Raw genomic sequence first — 16,766 nt, forward strand, 5'->3', positions numbered from 1 at the left:
AAGATATTCTAAACGAGAGAGGATTGGTCTGCACGCAGGAACTGAGGATGACTGGACGGTGGGAAGCGGAGAGAAGGGACATCATCCCTCTCTCCTCTTCTTTGGTCTATTATGGGTTTGCAATTGCATTGATGACAGCGGTACCTACGGCTTTAACTTTGGCACTGCCGGAGTTTGACATGACTACGACTCCAATTTTTAGATCATTGCGCCAAATGACATAGGCCTGGCTCGAGCGTGTTGCGCCGTCCTTGGAATAGAATGTTGTTCCTGTTTGATCCTTCTTGATATCAATTGCGTAGCCAATAGTTTGGTCGGGTCCGACAGTGGCGAGCGGCTTTATTGCCAGTCCAATGGCGTCTTTCAGGTGAGATTCCCGCAATCCGACCAGGTGTTCTAATAATCTATTCATATTATTTGCAGTGGATATGATTTCTCCTGCTCCAGCCATACAGCCCATATCACTAAAGGGGAGAGGATCGAGGGACGACAGGTCCGCTCGATAGCCCTGGGCCTTTCGAGACGTTGTATTTTCTATAAAGGCGGGGGTGTTGGTGCCCGTGTCATCCATACCGAGAGAGCGGGAGAAATTTATCTTTAATAACTCATCAAAATTCGAAGCACCCAAGGTGTCCTCGAGAGTGAGGCTGACCAACGTAATTCCGAGATTTGAATAGAGAAAGGTTCCAATTTTAGCTGGATTAGGCCGACATCCTCCGCCTTGAAGGCATGCGAGAAGCTGCGTTCTTTCGTAATGTCTGGCAGGGGACCACTCCAAGCTATCTCCGATTCCATCTTTATCTTCGTCTCTAAAGGAAGAAACATTCTCAGGGTAAGACGATAGTCCTGAAGTGTGGGAGATGGCCTGCTCAAGTGTAATAGACGGAGACAGGTCTGACTTAATCGGATCTTTGAAATAGGTTACAAGACTCTTTTTTGGATCCATGCGTTTGGAGACGACTTCTTGTGCCAGCATGATGCCGGTAAAAATTTTTGAGACAGATCCAATGCCGTAGAAGGTGTCCCCATCAGGGGTGAGACTCTCTCCTATTTTTTTGGTACCAAATCCCAGCACCTCAGAATATTTTGGTGAAACAATCCCAATGACAAATCCGGGTGACTTGTTGCTATCCGATCCCGTTGGGTCGACCATGGGAAGCACAATACTGGAAATTGTAGATTTTAGTTTTTCCGGAAGCGACTCTATCGCTCTTGGAACCAGTTTGTCGTTTAAAAATGAAATAAGGGCTGAGGACAAACCATCATCTTTCGCGGAGCCATAGTCTAATATCAGCTGAGTGTGGTCTTTTTCCTCAAAATGCTGGTGTTGGCATATTCGTTTGCCTAAAAGCAACTTGTCCTTAAAGGCGCTAGATCCTAGATTGCTAACATCTTGTTGGCTTCCATCCTTGAATCCCGCAGAGAAGAGAAGCATTGGTGGTGTGATTGAATCATTGACATATTCTGAAGGAGAGGCCTTTTTTTGCTCTGCTTCTGTTTTGCCAAAGATTGTTTTTAGGGCATTGATCTCTTGCTCTAAGGAAGTCCCAGCCATCAGGCGGATAGCTAGAGGAACGTCATAGGCATGGAAGTCGACAGCAATTACGGCTTTGACCGTGCCCTGAGTGATATTTTGTTCCTGAAAGTACCTTTTGTTACTAGCGGTGAGAGTGACCAAATGAGCCCCTGAGGAGAAGCCAAACAGAACTATGCGAGTGCTGTCTCCTCCAAATTTTTCTGCGTTTAGACTTATCCATTTCACCGCTCGCGCGACATCGACAGCTTGGTCCTCGTAGGTGGTTCTCTCGGAATTTCCTGTTGGGCCATTGAGTTGTAAATTGAGTCCACGTCGGTTGATGCTGGCAATCACAAATCCATTTTCAATGAGGGACTTGGGAAGTTTCTCATTTTTCTGCAAGTTCTCCTTATCTCCATCGATGACGTCGGGACCGGCCCAGCCTCCGCCATGAACATAAATAACAACGGGTTTTCTTTCGGTTGTGTTCTGGAAATAGACGTCGAGCTTATTGAACCTTGGATCCGATACCGGCTCGGCGTGGTAGGAGATATCTGCAATTTTTTTGGCATAGCCAAGATCAATCGATTCTCCGAGTTCTGAATTGGTTTGTTCGATCTCCTGGGGGTTCCAATTTTTGATTGGACTTCCAGGATTCGCGCATGAAACCATCAGCATGACCATAGACACTCTGAGCATTATTGTTTTCACTGGTTTTCCCTCCCTCATCACTTGCCAATAAGACGTTGGAGGGCCTCAGTTGGTTCCAATTACAGGCCAAAAATATTCTCAAAATGAGACATATCAATAAGTGATTGTTTATAAAGGAGAAAAATGAGCAAATTCTATTTGATAGCCTCAACAACATGACGGATCTTTGTGAAATCCTCTCCTCTGCAGCCGTCATTGGTACAGGAATTGGAGATATTGCAGCCATTCTTGGTGATATAGTCAGTCTCGCCTCTCACTAGAATTCCTTCCACTTGTCCTGTTTTTGAATTAAAAACAGGTGATCCGGAGTTTCCGCCATAGGTGTCTAGATTGGCGACGTAGAATTCTGCATTGATAGCTCGTACGCGAGCACCACCTGCAATTTTGACAGGAAGACCTGACGGATGTCCAACGACAAAAACCTCATCTCCTAGGCTTAACTCTCCTTGTGTTCTCAATTCCAGAGAGGATCGTCCAATGGCCTTTCGATCAATTCGAATCACAGCATAGTCTGCGCCACTGTTTGCAATCTCGGATTTAATGAGCTCGACACAGGAGTAGACCTGTTGATCATCGAAGATATCGTCCTGCGCCTCGGGACCCCTGAGAGCAAAGCCGAAAACGAGTTGGGTATTTTGACATTCCGCCTGAGATCGTACGCAATGTCCAGCTGTTGCTACGAGATTGGGTGCAACAAGAAAGCCTGTGCAAAACGCCGAGATTTGTTGATTGAAATAGGGTTCAGTCGTGCAAAGTCCATAGGCAGATCCATATTGCCTTCCGCCCAATTTGTATTTGGCACCGGGCAGATTTTGCAATTGCCCTCTATCAACGAGAGCTAAGGTGCTGTCAGCCAGCTCCTTTACCAAGGGGTCTTTGATTTCATAGTATTCCTGTCGATTGTCGACTCCATATATCACTTTTGGTTGAATACACAGAGGATCCCTCGAAGAGAGTGCTTCTGTAATTGGACTCCAGAGAAGAAAAATGCTGGTGACGGAAAATATGCGTGATAGCTTATGGATTAGATTTCTATTGATCATGGATCCCTCCTTGGAAATTTTTGATAGATAATGCTGATTTTGGTAAATCAGTCGCAGATAAACTGATAAACCAAGTCATGAGTTACTCATCTGAAATGAATTGAGGCTCTTGTCATCTATCGCTCACAATGAACAAACAACGTGAATTTTCTCATTATAGATGAAAAGAGCTAGAGTTAGAAAAACACCTTGAATTCAAATGAGAAAATGGCCTTCGGTCCATTTGAATTGATGGAGTTTACGTCTAGGAAAAATTCTCTCTAACTAAAAGTCTGAATAGACCAGGCTCTGTGGGTTTTTAGAATGAACCAATAAAGAAGTGCAGGCGCCAAGGGTCTTCGTTGCGCTCTTTGATGCGGTCCAATTTGAATCCGATATCAAGACTGACGGGTCCGACTGGTGTATTAAAGCGAACACCAAATCCTGCTGCATGTCGATAGGGTCTTTCAAAATGGTGACCCGAAACTTGAACGGCCCCTCCGTCATAAAATACGACCCCACCCAAGGAATTATAGACCGGAAAACGAAACTCACTCTTTATTAAGGAGTATTCGCTTTCTCTCTCGACAATCACTTCCTCATTTGGAAACTCAACTCCTTGCGGGATTCTTTCGTTTGAACTAGAAGCCCCCAAAGCCACGAATACTCGAAGTGCCACCCAAGTAAAAAATCTGGCTAACTGGAACTTTACTTCCAGGAAGGGTGCTGAGATTAGAAACATTTCCGTGTCTGAGCTGGTTTGCCCATACAAGACTTGGGGAGCCAAGATTCCAGAGATAGGTGTAAGAAATTTCGCTTTTTACAAAATTGACGTCGGACGAGGATCCAAAAGCTGGATCTGAGTAAGACAAGTTCCATCGGACATGGGAGCCGCGAGTGGGCACAAATGGATTGTCCCGCAGATCATAATCGAGAGTGGGGCCAAGAAGAGCAATCCGGTCAATTTGATCGGGACACTTTCCCGGCTGACCATCTAAGCAGTTACCATAACGCTCGAAGGTCTTGACGGAATCTAAGCTCCAAAGAGTCCATGTCAACTTGAAGTTGCGGGCAAGGTCTCGCTCTAGGAGAAAATCGACGCGGCTACTGTCAGAGATTTCAGTTAAAAGTGTGACGTCATTGAAGTTTGAAATTTGCTGCTGTCGAGTGAAATTAATGCGCCCTCTCGTGCGCGTAGAGAATAAAAAGGGTTCAAGGTATCCGATAGTGGCTCGGTGTGTAAGATACTTCACTTGATCTGGATTATATCCCAACTCCAGCCTTGCAGCTATGGTCCGCGCGGTACCCTCTATATTGTTAAATGAAACGGATGTAAATTGGCGGAGAGTAAGATCGCGTTCACTATCGGCTCCTACGCCGATTTTGAAAAGTCCAGGATCGCGCTCTCGCAGACTGATGAGAACGGTTCTTTGGGATATGGAAGTTCCTTCCTCAAGTGTGCGAATTCTTACCTGGCTAAAGATACCCAGTCGGTTAAGCCGCATTTGTGAATCTTCTATTTTTTCGGGAGTCAAGGTTTCACCGATGGAAAACTCAATCTCTCTGAGGATCACATAATCCTTTGTAAACTTATTACCCTCTAAATTAATTGCTGACACAATGATCTTAGGGCCCTCAAGGATTTCAAAACGCACGATGGCTTGGGTGCCCTTTTCGTTGTACTCGACGAGTTGGTTGTTGATGTTTTCAATTTTCATCTCCAGAAAACCGCGACTAAGATAAAAGGACTTGAGCCGATTGATACTCTCTTCAATTGTAGACAATCGAAGAGGAGCGTTGCTGTGAACAGTAACGACTTCATTCAATTCTGCTTCATTGAAGGCTTTAATTCCTAGGAAGTCGACTTTCTTTACTTGAGTGAGGGGCCCTTCATCCATGACAATTTTTATTTTTGCTTCCGATTTCTTGTTCGTAAACTCCGTTCTTAAGGACTGTATCCTTGCTTTGAGAAATCCTTGGTTGCGCAATTCGTTGATAAGATTCTTGTGCCCAAGCTCGATATCGATTCTGCTAAAATATCCGCTCTTGATCAGCTCCGAGCTATTATTTCGAATCAGCGCGGCGTAGTATTGCGGATTTCGTGAGATTCTCCCGCTGACATCCAGCTGTGCGATCAGGACTCGTGGGCCTTCGTAGATCAGGATTCGAGCTTTACGCAAAAACTGCTTGTTGTCTTCAATGATTTCTGTCGAAACTTGGGCGTGCGCGAATCCGCTGGCGAGGTACTTTTTTCGAATTCTCTCTGCTGCCTCAGAGATCGGGTCTCCGCCGTTCGGAGCGGCGTCCAGAGGGTTGAGTTCTCGGGAGATATCAAAAATACTGAGCTGCTTATAACCTATCACTTGGCGGTCGTATTTATAAGGATCTTGAATAGAATAGGTAAGGCTGGCCGAGGTACGGTCTGCATCGTATGTGATTTCAGGTTCCCCAATAACGGCACTCAAAAATCGTTCATTCTTAAGGAATTCTTCAGACGTCAGTTTGATGTTTTGTAAGACAACAGCCGTCAAAGCTTGGTGGCGGTATTTATGACTGCGGTACTGCAAACGCTGTCGAAGATAGGGATTGAGGGTGGTGAATTCGACAGCAGAAACTTTGCATGGACTTTGTTCGTCTATCACAAAGCTTGCTTCCAGACGACCATCGCTCGCATTTGCGAATCTTATTTCAACAATAGCATTGAAGTACCCTTGCTCTGAATAAAAAGCTTTCAGTCGTTCGCCACTCTCGGTAATCTTTCTTTTATCAAATTTGTCACCCTCTTTGAGTTCTATAATTTCTAAAAGAGCTGTCGTTGAAGCGATTCTATTTCCGGTAACTCTTATTCCTGAGAGGAGTTTAATGGCCTGGGCCTCAACTGAGATATTTCCCTCTGGACCCCGATAGGCAGATACTCGCTCAAAGGAACCATGTTCCATCAACAATCGGACCAGAAGGTCAATTTCAGATAAAGAGGAGCTGTTATCAAATAGCTCGGGAGATTTTTTACGGAGAAATTCAATAATCTCTGGCTGGGCGCCATGTATCTTCAGAGTCTGTGCAATCGCCGGAAAAGCGAATGCAAAACTCAGAGCAATAATAGAGGGAACAAATAGCGAAAACATGACCTACTTAAACTCCAATCGGTACTCAAGATCCACTCCAACTTTCTCGGTAGAAGTATCTTTGATTTCTGGATTTCCTTCCTTATTTTCCCATGTGCCAATAACAGAAAGCTTTTTGTTTACTTTATATTCAATTTTAGCATTGTTTGTCGGATTATTTTCGACTGTTCTGCTTGCTGAAATACCAAATTTTGGGGTCCACTGCTTTTTTAATGTTAAATTTGGTACGACGGCTTGATCGGCACCAGCGGCTCCAGACACGTCAACCTCTACCCCCGTCAATTTATTAATGTCTCCTAGTGGCTTTTGGAGCAGGGCTGAGCCTATTTGCAGAGTTGTCTGGGTTGCCAATTCTCCAGTTTGAAATTCCTTGCTATCACTTTCGCTTTTGGGTTTTATTCCGAGAGCCAAGAGGCTAATGATCTCGGATTCAGCCAAAGGGGGTTGGCTAGATAGGTTAAACTGAGGATCTTTGGCTCGCCCTTGAATTAACAGGTTAATATCATATTCATCTTTGACCCTCGAGCTGGCATTGAGAAATATATTTGGATTATCGGAGTCATCGCCTGAAAAAACAACCTGACCTACCGCGACATCAAATGGCGTTTCATGGAAGAAGACCTTTCCATCTTTTTCCAATGAGAGTTGTCCCTTGAGAGAGGGTGCAGAAATTTCTCCACTGACTTTAAGAGATCCTGAAAGGGGTGAGTTGACCAAAGAGTTTTTGACAAGAATTGGACGCTTCAGAATGACATTCCAGTCGAGAAGAAAGGGCTGAAATTTGTCTTCAATCAGAAAATCAGGTAAAAAACTAGATGGTTTGATTTTCCCGGCTTTCTGGGCATTTCCATCAATCTCTTTGGAGACTTCTCCCTGACTAACTTGGTATTCGCCTCCCAAAATATAGGGGAACCAATTTCCTTTCAAAAAGAAATCACCCGACCCCTTTGTTTTTACTCCTTCAGGAATCGTAAGACTGACATCTTTGAATCGACCCTTTACATCAATCAGGACCTCATTCATTTTTTTCACCTGAATTTTTCCGTCTGCCGCGAAGGGGCCGCCTCCCAACTGTCCGCTGGCCGAGTTGATGACAATCTTTTTATGGCTAAAGAGCAGATCCGCCCGGATCTGCTCAAAAGATTGTGGGAAGTCCCTTATCCTGAGTAGGCCATTATCTATAAATGCTGATCCCATTACCTCTGGATTTTCCCAGTCGCCTTTTAATTGTCCAGAGAGAGAAAGAACGCCCTTCAAATCATCAAGAAACGGCAAAAAGAGAAGAGCCAGCCCCATGTCGAGCTTTCCATTTACTCCTATGTTTAGGCGATCCTTTGAGGTGTCTTTAATAGCAACAGAAACAAGAGAACCTTGGCCTTGAAGGTTAAAGGTCTCTGATCTCAACGTGCCTTCTCGTACTTCCAAGTTGATCGGTCTATTTAATGCAAGAGTGGTATTTCCTCTCCGAACCGTGAAATCATCGATCTTAGCGTAACCAGAACTCTTGAAAAGACCTCCATTGCTGGAGCTTAAGTCAATGGTTGAGGTGAATTTAGAATCGAAATCTACTTTTCGCCCTGGTCCGGAAAAGACGGTGAACAATTGGGTAAAATTGAGATCATTCGCTTCTACAAAAAGACGAAATGGCCCATCATTTGAAAAGGGAATTGTAAAGTCTGTCTTAACGAGATTTCCCATAATGTTGCCCCCACCTTGTAGAGCAAGTGGAGTTAACTTAATTTTAAGATTGGAGTCCTCAAAGGGTTTATCTGCAATCACCAATTGGGAAAGTCGAAGATGTATGTCTGTTTTTGGGTTGCGAATGGGACCACGCAATGAAGTCGTAAAATCGACAAGTCCAGTCACATTTAGGTTAATTTTTTCGATATTTTCAGACTGCTCAAGTCGCAAATTTCTTCCTAGGACAACAGCGTCAAGAATTCCGTTGGAACTGAGTCCCCCATCAAAGGAGATTCGACCTGTCGCTTTTGACAGATGAGCTTGTCGCAGTTTAACATTTCCATTTGTAGCTCCGGCATTGAGAATTAACTCGTCGAAACTTTCGTTGCCTAAGGTTCCTCGATAGAATGCAGATCTAAGATCAAAATTTAACTGATTAAGGATCAGTGGGCCGGATACTTTTATTTCTGCAGATCCTGAACCATCGATGGAGAGAGGAAACAAATATTTTCTTGAGAATAACAGCCTGAGATCTTCCAAATCGACGAAGGGGACTTGGCCAGTTAGATTCAAGCTGTTTTTGCGGAGATCAATTGCCACATTTCCTGTGTATCGCGAAGTTTTAAAGAGACCTTTGACCTGTTTAAAATAAAGGAAACCTTCCTTGTATTGCATTTCAGTGTTCACTTTCCCGAGAGGGAAATCTTCTATCCAGAAATCATCATTGTTGATATCCATTTTGATTGTTCCATAAGAACTATCACCCGCCGTATTCCCTTTTACTTTTCCCGCTCCTTCTAATTTTAATTTTGCTAAGTTTTGGACGTCGGAAAAATCGACGTGATCTCCCTCGTAATCGATATTAAAACCCTTGGAGTAGTTAATTGTCCCTGAAGATCTACCCGTTGAGGATTTTCCAACCCTTATGTCAGCCTTATATCTAACCTCCTGCAAATTAACTTTTACTTCGCCCTCCGTCTCGATATTGGCCAAGTCAACAATTGGAAATTTCTCTGGTTCTCCGGAGTGTACGCTCAGGTTTTTTCCGAGGACTTTTCCTTTGCAGTTCAGCTGAAAAGGGTACATTTCTCCTTCGCAGGGAAGGCTGCCGCTCAGATCAAGGTGAAGAGGCGTTTTTGGTACTGTGAGGTTGAGCAATAGCTGTTGCAGCTCTAACTGTGAAATGTTGACGGAAGTTGAGAATTTCCAAGTCTTATTTGTATCAAAGACAGTTTTATGCAGGATGACTGTGCCTGCATTGTTGCTGATATTTAAACGTTCAAGAAGCAGGTTTTCTTTTGAGAGACTGCCATTTGTAGTCAGAGTTCCGAGAACGAAACTGTCTATTTCTACTCCAGTTGCCTGAGTTCGGAATTGAATGTTCGGGTAGACATTTTGAACCCAATTAAGATCTAAATCTAAGTCGATGGATCCCCTGAGTCGCGGAAGTCTTATCTTTTCCAAATAATCCTGAACCAGTAGACGCACCTCTGGCAAGGAGAAATGAGAGCGGCTGCTCATCTTACCTGATTCAAAATTTGCTTTGGCCAGTTTGCCATTGAGGTACCCGGAGGCGACAAAATAGGAAGATTGTTTTCTCAATTTAAGTGCTGAAATCTGCAAATTTTCGTCATCGATCAAAAATCTACTTTCAAAACTGAAATCAAGCGGTGCCAAACCTTCCTTCCGTAAATTGACATTGGGAAAGTTAGCTTCAATAAGGAATGCATCGAACATGTTAGTCATGACAAAGGAAGCTTTTTCTAACTGTATTTGAGCCTTGTCTCCAGGAGATCGAGCCTTTAACTCGAGATCAGTGATAATGAGTTTATCAATTGGGATCGTGGAGAGCGCTCTTATTTGAATATCAAGCCTGGGGTGTTTGGCTGCGCTCTTTTGTTCACCTTCTGGACCAAAAAGATGTGGGAGAAGAATGTTTAAGTTGGGATGGTCGAAGATCACCTCAGCCAGACGAAATTGTCCACGAAACAGTGCTATCCAATTGAGTTTAATTCGCAATTCCTTGATATAAGAGGGTGAAAAAGACGGAGCCAGAGGCGGTTTCGGAATGATTCTGACTCCCTCAAAAATGAGCTGAGGGGGAAAGAGTCCGAACCCGAGTCTCTCGGGCCAGACCCTTGCCGATGTGTGCTTCTGGGATTGATTCTCTATTTCAACAAGTAACCATGATTTGATGCGGGGCAAATGGTATCGGTAGGAGAACCCGAGCAAAAAGAAAAATGCGGCAAAGACTGCTGAAGAAATAAGCCATTTACGCCATTTCTGGATAAATACCCAGCTCATCGTGCCCCTTCTGTCCACTCCGTAAGAAGTGTTTGGGCAGATCGATAATTCGGACGTATCTCAATTATACTCTGAAGGATTTCCACTGCGGCTGTGTGTTGGCCAAGTCCGTGCAAGGCATGTGCTCTTGTGTAGGCAGCTGAGAAGCTTGTTTCGGGGTCATCCGAGTGGATCATCTCTGTTTGATCAACTTCGGAGAGGCAATCAACGAAAAGTCGACAATGAATAAGAATATCCAGTCTGAGCCAATCTCGATTTTTGGAAGGAGGCGCCAAGCTAAGAATCTGAAGAGCTTGCTCCCAGGCTTCCGCGAAGATGAAAAATATAGTGAACATGTAAGCCATCTCAGGTCGGGCCTCCGAGATTTTCTTGGCTGTGGTAAGCCAAGAATCTAAAAGTGCGGTTTCATTTTCAGTCCATTTAATGGCCATCCGTGCTTCAGATGTTGGATTTAGGTAATTCTGATTACTGGTCGACAAGATGTTGCGTGCCCAGCGCTCCTTAAAACCAATTTGATAAGCCTGAATTTCTTGATCCTCTGGGAACATGTTCAAGAGGGACTCAAGAATTCGCTCTTCTTCTTCAATCATACGGTGGTTGGCGAGAAAACCCAATTTTTCCTTGAGTGTATTTTTCTTCTGAAGAATTTCGTCTTGGAGGCGTTTGCGGAGTTCATCTCTTAATTTTTGAAACCTCGTGTCGTAATTGTCCCAGCCGTGGGACAGAATTAGGTTTTCAAGCATTTGATGTTTCAGAGCCCCTTCAAAGATGGCGTTAAGGACTTCGCGATTTGGCTTCACATCGTTGCGGCTCATGATTTCGATAAGGGCTAGCCAGGATGTCGGACGGTCATTTTGCAACCGCTTCAGCAGAGTGTTAAACAGCAATTTAAGATAACCCGACTGGAGCAGAAAGCTCATTATCGCCAATTCATGGGCGATTGGAAGTTCAGATTTTTCAAGGCGATCAGAGAGGATCTCCGCCACTTTTTCTGTATTTGACCAGCGTTTCAATAGCTCGCTGATCTCCCTCTCTATCTTCTGTTCCAATTGGCCTCCATCTTCTCCCTCTATATTATCCTCTCAAGAAGGGATATCGGCGAGACCTGACGTCAGGCATTAAGGCCACCGAAAGTGCCGCGGGATTTGATTTATTTTAATAAACCAATTCTCTCAGCAAGCGGGAAAAAAATGCCGAGCCTGAAGGCTGGTGCCTGGAAAGCGCGGCCAGCCATACCTCACGCCGGGCTAGTCATTTACTCGGCCAACGTAGTCACCCGTTCGCGTATCAATTTTGAGCTGGTCACCCTCATTGATGTGCAAAGGTACCTGCACAATGTAACCTGTTTGCAGTTTGGCGGGCTTGTAAGTGTTAGTTACCGTATTGCCTTTATGGCCGGGATCTGTTTGCGCTACCTTGAGAACGACCGAGTTGGGAAGTTCAACACCGACGGCACGATCATTGTAAATGCAAACATTCACTTCCATGTTTTCGAGGAGATATCGAGGAGCATCACCGAGAACGTCCTCATTTAAGGCAAACTGTTCAAAAGAAGTCTGATCCATGAAATTGTATCCAGTCTCGTCTTTGTATAGAAAATTCATTGTCTGAAAATGGACGTCTGGTACCGTGAATTTTTCTCCCGATTTAATCGTTCGTTCCAAATTAGAACCAGTGATGAGATGTCTCAATTTTGTCCGAGTAAACTGATTGCCTTTGCCTGGTTTTACATGTTGGAAATCCACTATGGAATAAGGTTCGTTGTCGACGAGAATCTTCATTCCCTTTTTGAAATCGCTCGTTGCCACCATAAGTTACCACCTTGAATGAGAATCATTGCTTTTAAATGAAGCAGACCTCAAAGTAAACAAAAGATCAATCATTTGGCTCAGATTCGGGACTCTCGAGAAGTCGACACATGATGAAGAAGCTCCTTTAGGAACTGAACTTTTTCGTCTTTGCTCTGATTTTCTCTGTTCTTTAAAGGGCGACTTGAGGAAATTGATTCGGGGCCTTCTTTTGTGTTGTCCGCAGAACTGGGATTCAGAAGCTTGAAACGTTTTATGATTTCATCGTGTTGGCCAAACTGCCTCTCGGCCTCTGCGAGGACTTGTCGTGCCTGATCGAGATCGTTGCGGACCAAAAAAGCATCAGCGAGGGAGATGATCCGCTCCAGAGTTTTGAGCTTTGTGGAATCTAAAAAAGGCTTTGTGGAAGGCTCTATCAATGGAATCAAAGGAGTTGCAGTATTTTCTCGTTGCCGCACAGCTTCCTTCAGGGGTTGCATAGCAAAAAGATCAGCTTCATACTCATCCGCCGTCAAACTCTCAAGTTTTTTAACGGCATTTTGGGCTTTCACATTGCTGGGTTGAAGAAAGAGGAGCATTTTGAAGGCTTTGAGTGCGCCTTTCGGATCTTTGAGTCGAAGGAGAAGCTCAGCTAAAGTTGACTGGGCTAAAATATTTTCGGGAGAGAGTTCTGTGGCCGTGCGGAATTGACGAGCGGCCTCAATCCAGTTTTCCTGATCAATAAAAATCCTGCCCAATGCGACATGGCCGCCCGCAAAATCAGGATGCAAAGAGACTCCTGATTGCGCGACCTCGAGGGCTTCTTTCAGGAGCCCCATCTTTCTATAGGCCTCAGAGAGAGGGGCAAAAATTTTCGATTTGGGATTTTTTTCGTAGATCAGTTGGTAGCGCTCAATAAATTCTGGGCTGATATCATCCATGAACGGATCTTGACATTGACCCCCTTAAAATTCAAAGAAATGAGAAAAGATGTGTCGATGTGTTAAAATCTCTTTCTTGAATGTTTGGAGAATTCCATAGTTAAATGAGAAATACTTGGCAGGGGGCATTGTGAGTCTCATTATCGGATTGGATCCCGGAAGTCAGTGCACTGGTTACGGGATTCTCAAGTTGGACGATGGTTCTCAGCTTCAGTACCGAGGTCATGGGACCTTAATTCCTCCTCGAGGCTTGGAGTTTGCTGCAAGGCTCCATTCTCTGTATGAAATGTTAGATGAAGTTTTTTCCCGCTGGAATCCCTCGGAAGTCATCATTGAAAAAGTTTTTTTGGGGCCGAACGTGGACAGTGCTTTCAAACTCGGACATGCCAGGGGTCTCTGTTTGGCCGTGGCCTCGCGGTATCGATGTCGGATTCGAGAAATGGCCCCTAGAGCCGTAAAAAAAGCCGTGACCGGGTACGGAGCAGCCAGTAAGGATCAGGTGTCATTGGCTATTGTCAGTTGGCTCGGCTTGCAGACCCGGGGTATTTCTCACGATGCCACCGATGCTCTCGCTCTTGCTGTGGCACGCGGTCTTCTCTTGGAAAGTGAAGATCGATTGAGCCAACTGATGAAGGAGAATCCATGATTGCGTTTCTAAGAGGTGAAATTCTTTCCCAGGATGCGGAAGGCATTGTTTTAGATGTACGGGGAGTTGGTTATGAACTCCACTGTTCGCAGAGCACCTTAGACGAGTTAGCTGGTCAATCAGGAGCTGTGGAGATCTTTGTATATACTCATTTGCGGGCAGAGGCCTTGCAGCTCTATGGGTTTGCTCAAATGAGTGAAAAGCAGCTTTTTCTTTCCTTAACAAGAGTCAACGGCATTGGTCCTAAGATGGCAATCAGAATTCTCAGTGGAGCCAAGACGGGAGAGATTGTTGGGATGATTGAGGAAGGGGACGCAAAGAGTTTGGCGAGTTTGCCAAAAGTAGGAAAGAAAACGGCTGAGCAAATAGTTCTCACTTTAAAGGGGAAACTGGTATTGAACTGTGGCGAAGTCGGTGGTCGGTCCAATTCGAGCGTTCGTCAGGAAATACTCTCAGCTTTGGTTAACCTGGGCTATCGTTCTCACGATGTTGAAAAAGCAGTCGCGCAATTGGATACCAAGACAGACGTGCAGAATGGGGTTCGTGAAGGTTTGCGAATCCTTTCAGCGAATTTTTAATTAGGAGAGAGTGTTGGAAACGATTCAAGATCGAATGATAGATGGTCAGGCAAATGAGACGGATCCGCCTCTGGATAAGGCCTTGCGTCCCATTCGATTTGAGGATTTTCCCGGGCAAGACAAGGTGAAAGAAAAACTACAAGTCTTTGTCTCCTCAGCCAAAAAGCGCGAAGAGCCACTGGATCACACTTTGTTATGTGGCCCCCCTGGCTTGGGAAAAACCACCTTGGCTTACATCATTGCAAAAACGATGGGAGTTGAAATCCGAGCCACAAGTGGACCAGCTTTGTATCGAAAAGGAGACCTTGCAGCGATATTGACGAGTCTTCGACCGCATTCTGTTTTTTTTATTGATGAAATCCACCGACTCAGTCGCGATGTGGAGGAATATCTTTACAGTGCCATGGAGGATTTCCATTTGGATATTATATCAGGCGAAGGACTCGGCGCCCGAACGATGCGTTTCAAGTTGGCTCCTTTTACTCTTGTGGGTGCCACAACACGAGCGGGCTTGTTAAAGGCACCTTTTCGCGATCGGTTTGGGATTGTTGAACGTTTGAACTTTTATGACAAAGAGTCGCTCCGGCAAATCTTGGCTCGTTCGGCCTCGCTTTTGAAAATTGAGCTGACTGAAGATGGCTCGATGGAGATTTCTCGACGGAGTCGTGGAACTCCACGAATTGCAAATCGCCTCTTGAGGCGAGTGCGCGATTATGCGGAGGTCGAAGGCAACGGCACGATTGATGGGGAACTTGCCCGCTATGGTCTTGACCGCCTCGAGGTAGACCAATTGGGTTTGGACAATATGGACCGCAGAATACTTCATTTGATTCACCATAAGTTTCAGGGAGGTCCTGTCGGGATCGATACCATGGCGGCAGCGCTCTCTGAAGAGTCCGATACCTTGGAAGAAGTCTACGAGCCCTTCCTGATTCAAGAGGGCCTTCTCCTCAAAACTCCGCGCGGTCGGGTGATTACTGAGACGTCTCGCAAGCATCTGGAAAAAATGGAGCCGGACGAATTTTTGAGTCGATAGCGAAGACACCGCTTCTCAGGATTTAATGAGAGGCGCAGTGGCATGATAGTTGCTTGATGTTGTGAATTTATGGATCCCTTATTGCACTGGTGTTTTTGTTTAGTTAAAAAATTTACAGCTGTGTGCTTACTTTTCTCTCTCTCAATTCCTGTGAAGTGCACGCAGGTCTTGGTCGTGCAGTGAAGTGCGCTGAGTTTATTGCTGAAGGTGGACCTGTTCTTGCTTTGGGTTCAGAAGTGCCCTCGGTGCCAATCGTGACGGTTTCGTCTTGGGAAACTCTCCATTTTGTAGTCGACAGATTTCTTGGGAAAATTAACTACGCAGAGCCCACCTTTGTTCAAAGATCGATTGGTACGGACCGGCTTCAACAAGTTCTCGCTACTGGGACAGATCGAGATGAAACCTCGATCAACTGGAACGGCGGCGTCGATGCCTCCCCAGAAGAGCAGAAACGTCATGGCATCACCAGATCCGCATTGATATACGCGTACCTGATAAGTAGTTCAAATTTTACAGAAGTTTTGGCACTTGATGGAGAATGGCAAGATGGCCCAACTCAAAGTTTGAAAGATATTCTAAAGTTTAATCTCAAAGACAGTTTTTATGATCACTCCGTCATTTATCGAACGAGCGGCTTGATTCGCGCAAGTTTAACGGAGTTCTGGTTTAAAGGTCACCCTCGTGACTCTATTTTAGCCGTCTTCAAGTCCGCTTTGCCAGAGGATGGGGCATTGCCCTTGGATGATTTGGCACTGAAGGAAATTGAGGGTAAATTGCTCCTTGATTCAAAAGAAACAGAAGAACTTTTGGATTCCTTGTTAAGATCATTGCCTTGGGAAAAAATTGACGGCTTTGTTATTACCGATGCGAGAACACATCGTTTGTGGAACTTTTCTGAAAAGATCGAAATTGGACTTTTGCCAACCATGGAATATGCGGAAGTGAACAACTCAGTTGACGTTAAAAATGCAGTTGTTCAATTTACTTCCACATTTTCAAAGCCACTTGCGGACTTGCTAGACGATAATAGTTTAATTACAAAGGAAACCGATCGACAGCTTAAGGTCACCGTTCACAACCATATGTTTGATGTTAATCATATTTTACAAGGCTTGCGTCCACGGGCCGATAATCCCTTCCTCGGATTGCCCGTTCCATTGGATTCTGATAATCCGAGAGTGAGGTCTGAGTATCGTGACCTTTTCTATCGCTTGAATCCTGGCGCGGTGAGAGACGGAGTAGGTTTTCACACTCAGGATGCAGTTTTTGTATTGAAATCAACATCTACGTCGAATCGGGACGCCGCTCGACTGAGGGAGTTGGGATATAGATATATCTATGGCATTGCGAAATAGCCATCAGAAAAAAATCGTTAGTAGGGATCGCTGCAAGCATATGAGGTCTTTGAGTAATAGGACCC

At 44.9% G+C, this 16,766-nt stretch carries 12 protein-coding genes; 4 read left to right on the plus strand and 8 right to left on the minus strand.

Annotated features, from left to right (window positions below; genetic code table 11):
* Positions 1-109 precede the first annotated feature (109 nt).
* From IPL83_04575 to IPL83_04610, 8 genes are all read right to left on the minus strand, one after another.
* Positions 110-2,227, minus strand: a complete 2,118-nt coding sequence (locus IPL83_04575) for a serine hydrolase (GenBank protein ID MBK9038430.1) — start codon at positions 2,225-2,227, stop codon at positions 110-112.
* A 134-nt stretch (positions 2,228-2,361) separates the two neighbouring features.
* Positions 2,362-3,270, minus strand: coding sequence for a trypsin-like peptidase domain-containing protein (locus IPL83_04580; protein ID MBK9038431.1), 909 nt, complete (start codon positions 3,268-3,270; stop codon positions 2,362-2,364).
* A 298-nt stretch (positions 3,271-3,568) separates the two neighbouring features.
* Entirely contained in the window at positions 3,569-3,910 is a 342-nt protein-coding gene (locus tag IPL83_04585) for a BamA/TamA family outer membrane protein (protein ID MBK9038432.1), read from the minus strand.
* Entirely contained in the window at positions 3,891-6,374 is a 2,484-nt protein-coding gene (locus IPL83_04590) for a BamA/TamA family outer membrane protein (GenBank protein MBK9038433.1), read from the minus strand. The genes IPL83_04585 and IPL83_04590 overlap by 20 nt, the downstream gene beginning before the upstream one ends.
* Positions 6,375-6,377: 3 nt before the next feature.
* Positions 6,378-10,358 (minus strand): translocation/assembly module TamB, encoded by a 3,981-nt coding sequence (locus tag IPL83_04595; protein MBK9038434.1) that lies wholly within the window; start codon positions 10,356-10,358, stop codon positions 6,378-6,380.
* The gene (locus IPL83_04600) at positions 10,355-11,407 is read right to left on the minus strand and encodes a flavodoxin family protein (protein ID MBK9038435.1); all 1,053 of its coding nucleotides are present in this window, start codon (positions 11,405-11,407) and stop codon (positions 10,355-10,357) included. Before IPL83_04600 ends, IPL83_04595 begins: the two co-directional genes overlap by 4 nt.
* Positions 11,408-11,605: 198 nt before the next feature.
* On the minus strand, positions 11,606-12,169 hold the full coding sequence (gene efp / locus IPL83_04605; GenBank protein ID MBK9038436.1) for an elongation factor P: 564 nt from the start codon (positions 12,167-12,169) through the stop codon (positions 11,606-11,608).
* 77 nt (positions 12,170-12,246) lie between these two features.
* On the minus strand, positions 12,247-13,086 hold the full coding sequence (locus IPL83_04610) for a tetratricopeptide repeat protein (GenBank protein MBK9038437.1): 840 nt from the start codon (positions 13,084-13,086) through the stop codon (positions 12,247-12,249).
* A 130-nt stretch (positions 13,087-13,216) separates the two neighbouring features.
* Between IPL83_04610 and ruvC the strand changes: the two genes are divergently transcribed.
* The 4 genes from ruvC (at position 13,217) to IPL83_04630 (ending at position 16,701) form a co-directional block, all read left to right on the plus strand.
* A complete protein-coding gene (gene ruvC / locus IPL83_04615; protein MBK9038438.1) occupies positions 13,217-13,732 on the plus strand; it encodes a crossover junction endodeoxyribonuclease RuvC in 516 nt (171 codons plus the stop codon).
* Positions 13,729-14,310: a Holliday junction branch migration protein RuvA gene (gene ruvA / locus IPL83_04620; GenBank protein ID MBK9038439.1), complete on the plus strand. Its 582-nt coding sequence runs from the start codon at positions 13,729-13,731 to the stop codon at positions 14,308-14,310. The genes ruvC and ruvA overlap by 4 nt, the downstream gene beginning before the upstream one ends.
* 10 nt (positions 14,311-14,320) lie before the next feature.
* Positions 14,321-15,346, plus strand: a complete 1,026-nt coding sequence (gene ruvB, locus IPL83_04625; GenBank protein ID MBK9038440.1) for a Holliday junction branch migration DNA helicase RuvB — start codon at positions 14,321-14,323, stop codon at positions 15,344-15,346.
* Positions 15,347-15,468: 122 nt separating this feature from the next.
* A complete protein-coding gene (locus tag IPL83_04630) occupies positions 15,469-16,701 on the plus strand; it encodes a hypothetical protein (GenBank protein ID MBK9038441.1) in 1,233 nt (410 codons plus the stop codon).
* Positions 16,702-16,766 lie beyond the last annotated feature (65 nt).

This window comes from Bdellovibrionales bacterium (genome assembly GCA_016716765.1).
In the GTDB taxonomy this organism is placed as follows: Bacteria; Bdellovibrionota; Bdellovibrionia; order Bdellovibrionales; family UBA1609; genus JADJVA01.